This is a genomic window from Candidatus Villigracilis saccharophilus, from assembly GCF_016711665.1.
Genome location: NZ_JADJSO010000003.1, coordinates 60,756 through 66,837, shown reverse-complemented (window position 1 = coordinate 66,837; position 6,082 = coordinate 60,756). Strand labels below are relative to the sequence as shown.

The 6,082-nt window shown below is 49.3% G+C and carries 8 protein-coding genes; 6 read left to right on the top strand and 2 right to left on the bottom strand.

Going from position 1 to position 6,082, the window contains the following annotated elements:
* A partial coding sequence (locus tag IPL17_RS01990; RefSeq protein ID WP_345305401.1) for an NAD(P)/FAD-dependent oxidoreductase occupies window positions 1-329 on the top strand: 329 nt, incomplete at its 5' end.
* A gap of 58 nt (window positions 330-387) precedes the next feature.
* On the opposite strand, the gene IPL17_RS01985 is transcribed toward IPL17_RS01990, so the two are convergent.
* Complete coding sequence (locus IPL17_RS01985; RefSeq protein ID WP_345305400.1) at window positions 388-1,428, bottom strand: alpha/beta hydrolase; 1,041 nt, start codon at window positions 1,426-1,428, stop codon at window positions 388-390.
* 184 nt (window positions 1,429-1,612) lie between these two features.
* Here IPL17_RS01985 and IPL17_RS01980 point away from each other — a divergent pair, with 184 nt between their 5' ends.
* The 4 genes from IPL17_RS01980 to IPL17_RS01965 all read left to right on the top strand — a co-directional run bounded on the left by IPL17_RS01980 (window position 1,613) and on the right by IPL17_RS01965 (window position 3,739).
* On the top strand, window positions 1,613-2,320 hold the full coding sequence (locus IPL17_RS01980) for a response regulator transcription factor (RefSeq protein ID WP_345305399.1): 708 nt from the start codon (window positions 1,613-1,615) through the stop codon (window positions 2,318-2,320).
* Window positions 2,317-2,640: a hypothetical protein gene (locus IPL17_RS01975; protein ID WP_345305398.1), complete on the top strand. Its 324-nt coding sequence runs from the start codon at window positions 2,317-2,319 to the stop codon at window positions 2,638-2,640. Before IPL17_RS01980 ends, IPL17_RS01975 begins: the two co-directional genes overlap by 4 nt.
* On the top strand, window positions 2,637-3,362 hold the full coding sequence (locus tag IPL17_RS01970; RefSeq protein WP_345305397.1) for an ATP-binding protein: 726 nt from the start codon (window positions 2,637-2,639) through the stop codon (window positions 3,360-3,362). The genes IPL17_RS01975 and IPL17_RS01970 overlap by 4 nt, the downstream gene beginning before the upstream one ends.
* Window positions 3,363-3,448: 86 nt before the next feature.
* Complete coding sequence (locus tag IPL17_RS01965) at window positions 3,449-3,739, top strand: virulence factor (protein WP_345305396.1); 291 nt, start codon at window positions 3,449-3,451, stop codon at window positions 3,737-3,739.
* Window positions 3,740-4,623: 884 nt separating this feature from the next.
* On the opposite strand, the gene IPL17_RS01960 is transcribed toward IPL17_RS01965, so the two are convergent.
* Window positions 4,624-5,025, bottom strand: a complete 402-nt coding sequence (locus IPL17_RS01960; protein ID WP_345305395.1) for a hypothetical protein — start codon at window positions 5,023-5,025, stop codon at window positions 4,624-4,626.
* A gap of 286 nt (window positions 5,026-5,311) precedes the next feature.
* Here IPL17_RS01960 and IPL17_RS01955 point away from each other — a divergent pair, with 286 nt between their 5' ends.
* A complete protein-coding gene (locus IPL17_RS01955) occupies window positions 5,312-6,082 on the top strand; it encodes a 2Fe-2S iron-sulfur cluster-binding protein (protein WP_345305394.1) in 771 nt (256 codons plus the stop codon).

The following is a 6,082-nucleotide window of genomic DNA, read 5'->3' as shown; positions in this document are numbered from 1 at the left end:
CTGCGCGGTTATGGAAGCAGCTTGCTTATTTTGTCGGCGAGAAAAATTGGGGTGATATTTCAAAAGTGGAGATCAGAAAACTGGCTGAAGAATTAACTGTAGGGAAATTTGAGATCATCGGCAAGGGACAATTTAAAGAGGAATTTGTCACATGCGGCGGCGTGCGTTTGGATGAAGTGAATTTCAAGACCATGCAAAGCCGTGTGGTTGAAAAATTATTTTTCGCGGGTGAAGTTTTGGATATTGACGGTATCACGGGCGGATTCAACTTTCAGTCTTCATGGACGACGGGCTGGCTGGCGGGGAATGCGCTGGCATCAACAGATTAGGAACGGATAAATAAAAAAAGAAACTCTTGGACGAATAATTTTCGCGCAAGAGTCTTTTTCACTTCAAGTAAGTATCCAGAAATTTAATCACCAGATTCACATTTTCTTCTGCTTCAAATTGTGAACCGCCGTGGCCTGCGCCTTCGAGCGAAGTGTAGGTCACCTTGTCCGCGCCGATGACTCCACCAAGTGCGTCTGCCAGATTTTTGTTTTGAATGGGCGGGATATTGCAATCAGCGGTACCGTTTTCAATGAAGAAAGGCGCGTCGTCAGCGGTGATGTAATTCATCGGGTTGGTGGTGGCAACCAGATCAGGGACAGTTTGGATTTCAGCGCCGACCAGTTTTGATTCAGGTGAATTGGCGGCGTTGTGACTTTGCTCACAGCTCGTACCTGCAAATTGCTCATCCATCTTCAAGAAATCTATCGGGCCGAACCAATCCCCAACTGCCTGCACACAACTGGATTGATCTACATTACCAAGGTCACCTTCCAATTCAGCCACGCCGCAGGTGGTGCCGAGCAGTGATACCAAATTCCCACCAGCCGAAGCGCCCCACGCGCCAAATTTTTCAGAGTTGAGATTATAAGCTTGGGCATTCGCGCGCAGGAAGCGGACAGCCGCCTTGGCATCGAATATCTGCGCAGGATATTGCGCTTCGCCGCTTAGCCGATAGTTGATACTCGCCACGGCATAACCAGCCGTGAGGAGTTGATCCACACCCGTCAAGCCCATGCCGTCAGCTTTATCTCCGAACATAAATCCGCCGCCATGGACCATGATGACTACAGGGAACGGTCCTGTGCCTTCGGGAATGTACAGGTCAAGTTTCTGTGTTTGAGAAACAGAGGCATACGCCAGATCGGAGTGAGTCGGGGCGACAGATGAAAAACTGCCTGAGCCGCCCGGCATCACATTTCCGGCGCCGCTGGGGAGGGCAGGGATTTCAGCGGGAGCAGTAGAATTTTCAACAGGGACGGCGGTACTTTCAACGGGGATAGCGGCATTTCCGCCACAGCCAGCCGCGCTCAATACAACTACAAGCGCCAATACCATCAGCGCAAGTTTGGAAACAGGTCTTGCAAAAATTGATTTCATTGTTTTCTCCATTTACATAATGATGTTCAGAACTGTGCTTAGTATTACAAAGACTTGTCAAGAAATCCTGAAGATGGCCTGTTTGTATTCTTGAGATTTTCTTGAGAATGGTATGCTATGATGTTTTTATCAACAAACCCTGAAGGCTTCAAAACCCATCGGGATTCAAACAAGAGGCATACCTATGACCCCAAGAATTCTAGTGGTTGATGATGACCGTTCGATCGTTAAAGTGATTTGCTCGTATCTTGAGCAATCAGGTTATCAAACACTCACAGCGCATGACGGTGAAATGGCATTGCATCAATTACGCCGCGAACGACCCGACCTGGTGATATTGGATCTGATGATGCCCAATCGTGACGGCTGGGAAGTGACTCAGATCGTGCGCGGTGACAAAGCGCTGGCCGCCACACCCATCATTATGCTGACTGCCCGCGTGGAAGATACAGACAAGATCGTAGGCCTTGAACTCGGAGCGGATGATTACATCACCAAGCCATTCAACGCGCGTGAAGTGGTCACACGCGTCAAAGCCCTACTGAGGCGGGTCAAATTGGATCAGTCCCCGAACGCCGCGCCGCACATCTTCGTTTGCGGAAGTTTGAAGCTGGATATTGACCAGCGCATGTTAACGATCGATTCAGATGCCATCGAACTCACCCGCACCGAATTCAATTTATTGGAGGCGTTTTTATCCAATCCGGGCTACACCCTCACCCGCGATGAACTGCTTGAGAAATCCCTTGGATACGCCTACGAAGGCATGGGCCGCGCGCTCGATACACACATCCGCAACCTGCGCCGCAAGATCGAACCAGACCCTGATAACCCAACTTATATTCAGACCATGTATGGCGTTGGATATCGCTTGACAGGAGATAAAAAATGAATCGCTTATGGGTGCGCTTAAGTCTGATGATCAGCGGCGTTTTATTCTTCATGTTCTTTATACAGTTCCTCTCCATCACAATAGACAGATCGGGTTCTGCGTCCGATTTGGATGGGGGATCGCCGATGGATGCGCCCCCCGCCGAAATTCAGGGACGATTGATCGAGTTCATGTTCTTTTCGATCGTGGTGGGAACGGCAGGTAGTTTGATCATTGCGCGGGTTGTCAGCGCCCCAATCAATAATTTATCGAAAGCCGCACAGCGCATCGGCAAAGGGAACTGGATGTCCGCGTCCCTGCGCACGGCAGCCAGGAAATGATCGAACTCGCAGAAACATTTAACAAGATGGCATCTGACCTTGAACACGCGGAGGAATTACGCACGAATTTAATGGCTGATGTGTCGCATGAATTACGCACACCACTTGCGGTACTCGAAGGAAATCTGCGCGCCGTGCTCGACCATGTATACACCCTCGATGAATCTGAAATTGCGAATCTTTACGGGCAAACACGCCACTTGATCCGCCTGGTCAATGATCTGCGCGAACTTTCGCTGGCAGAGTCGGGGAATTTGCATTTGGAAAAAATCCCGACGGATCTACAAATGTTGATCAGCGAATCTTTGCAAGCCATCGAACCGCTCTCAGCCGAAAAAAATATTCAAATGGAAAACGAACCAGTTCAAATGTCTGCAGTGAGCGTGGATCCGTTTCGCATTCGTCAGGCACTGTTCAATCTTCTATCCAACGCCTTAAGGCATACTCCTGAAAATGGAAAAATATCCATCACGTCCGCTAGTCATGAAAAAGAAATCGTTATATCCATTCGGGACACAGGTGACGGTCTGACGCCCGATGAGCTTGCTTCTGTTTTTAATCGTTTTTATCGCGCCGATAAATCGCGCGCGCGCGAAACAGGCGGCACCGGATTGGGGCTGTCCATCGTGAGAGCCATCATCACAGCGCACGGCGGCAATGTGCAAGCTCGAAGTGACGGCAAAGGGTTGGGAAGCACCTTTTCATTTTCAATTCCCCGCTAACAAATTCAATTTCTACATTGACCATCCGCCAGTCATCCCGTAAAATCCGTCTTAAAAATTATATATAATTTCAAAGAGGATTCAGAATGACAAAATATCGAATTTTTTATTGGAAACATATCCCCTCTTCAATCGTTGTTGAAGGCGATGGAAGAACGGTCAAGAAACAACTCTCACAAAAAATCCAAAACGCGATTGATGCGTACGCGATGGCTGAAGGTTTAACGGGAACAACGGAATATGCGGCGCAGTATAAACGTGGACCGTGGATCGAACGGGATGGCGCGCCTGAAGAAGTTGCCGACGCGCTTCTTTCTGAACTGGAAGTTGAGTTTGCGAAAATAGAGATTCCGCGCCGAGAGGCAAAAACCACTTAACCACAAAGGACACGACACTTGCACCGCACGCAAGTGCAGGTGAGGGCCACAAAGAAAGATAAAAACTGTAGTTTCGCCAAATTATAGAATAGAACCTTAAAAACTTGCGCAATCGCGCCACAACCCGACAGATTAAGCATGCAAAAGCAGGAAGGCCGGAAGCCCCCCAAGGAACCGGAGCGTGGAATTGCTGCCGTACTTTCCGCCAGGTAGCAACACGTTCAACAGGCAGGAAGGATTGCAGGTTCTCCACCTGTTGAGGTTGCTTTTGATCTCGTGGATGAAACGTTCTCAGGAGAGCCTGGAAAGAGAGCGCTGTGTTGACGTTTGCAATCAGAGGAGTGGTTGGGTTTGTAGGTGAGCATGGCACAGTATTGTAAATAGTTGATCGCCAGCACCACGACCGCAAACCACTTTTCAATGGCTCGAAGGATTGCAGACGGAAGTCACCGAGACGAGGACTTGAGATAGAGATTATCGACTTGACCGGCCAACGCTTTTGGTAATTCCTCAAGGCCCCTGAGCCGAAGGGAAGTGTCTGTCAAAGGAAGTACTTGGGGAAGTGATCCCTTGGGCGCTTCTTTGAGATGATCACGTAGACTTCCTGCTGAACGTTTTCAATATGTCCGGGCCACGGTGCGGACGTAAAAGTTCGAGCAGGCTGGGTCGCCTGCAGCCTCCAGAGTGATCTTCTGGTAAGGCTTGTGCCTGAGCGTTTGGTTGTAGAGATGACACGTTGCTTCTCTATTTTTCGATTGGATTTGAGGCACACACTACCCGCCATTTCTGACGCGGCAGAATTTTGATCAACTTTGCAGAGGAGTACCAAGAGTCAAACAAGACGTAGACTTGGCACCCTGCGGGCAGAAGTTCTTTCAGTTCGATCAACATCCCGCGTGCCAGGTTGTACTTACTACGATACAGCAAGCGGTTGTCTTTGGATCGTTCACGATTGAGTTGACGGACTTTCTTCTCGCGTAAATACAGCCGCGTGCGAACAGAAAGCTGAACGGTCCGATCTGGTGGAGTTCGACATATACATAGCCATTGCTCCAGGATTGCTTCTTCTTGCTGCTCTCGTTGTGATTGTGATGAATATCCACGGCTTGCAAACTCCGTGGCTTTTCCTTTTTACCCAGACTGTCATCCAGCCCGGCCATGATCTTGATCGGCAAGCCCGCTTGGCTGGCAAGTTCCGGGCTTAGCATGAATTTCTTGTTCCCGATCAGGTCCACCTCCACGGACTTTCTCGAAAGAAATCCGCCAGCGCTTATCAAGTGAAACATGGAACAGCGTGATAGGTCGCTCAGTGTCTTTCTCTGGTTACAGACGATCAAGGCATCTACGATCTGAAGTAAGTGTCGGATCTGCGGTTGGTAAAGTGCAAGTTGAGAGCAAAAATATATGTCGCTAATGCTTCAGAATGTTGTACAATCACGGGGAGCATTGGGAACCCTCTGGTCTTTGGATTGGTGCAAACTTATCCTACCAGATTTTCCAATGCTCATTCCATTATTTTGGCGAAACTACAGAATAAAAGACTTTCTTCGCGGCCTTTGCGGTTCAAAAAATATGACAAAAAAACATACTATCATCCTGCAACCTTCAGGATCCCGCGGACAGGTGGAAGAAGGGATTTCCATTCGTTCCGCCGCGCGTGACTTGGGTGTGGAGATCGAATCCATTTGCGCTGAGAATGCCACTTGCGGCAAGTGTATGGTTTTAATTGAAGAAGGCCGCTTCGAGAAATACAACATGGATTCACGGCGCGAGAATGTTTCGCCCGTGACCACTGAAGAAGCCGCGTACTTTGCCCGCAGACCCAAGTTATTAAAAGATAAAGGCTGGGAAGTGGGGCAGGTGCGGCTTTCCTGCCAATGCAAGATACACGGTGATGTGTTGATCAACGTGCCTGAGGAAAGCCGTGGAAACAAGCAGATCGTCCGCAAGAGTGCCACGCAGCGGGAGATCGAGATCAAACCTGCCATCCGAAAATACCTTGTCACGATGTCTCCGCCGAATTTAGAACGTCCCATCGCGGATTGGGAACGCCTCGCGAAGGGATTGGAAACATCCATGGCTTTGGTGCGCGGCACGGAAGAAAAACTTCCGCGCTGGCATGAGATGGAAATTGATTATCAATGCCTGCGGACGTTATCGTCCACCCTGCGTGATGCAAAATGGAACGTGACTGTTTCAGTTTGGCAGGATCGGGAAGTTGTGCAGGTTCAGGCTGGCTATCACGAAGATAGTTACGGGGCGGCTGTGGATATCGGTTCTACAACTGTCGCTTTATATTTATGTAATTTGCGCACTGGTGAAATGCTTGCCGCAGGAATCTGA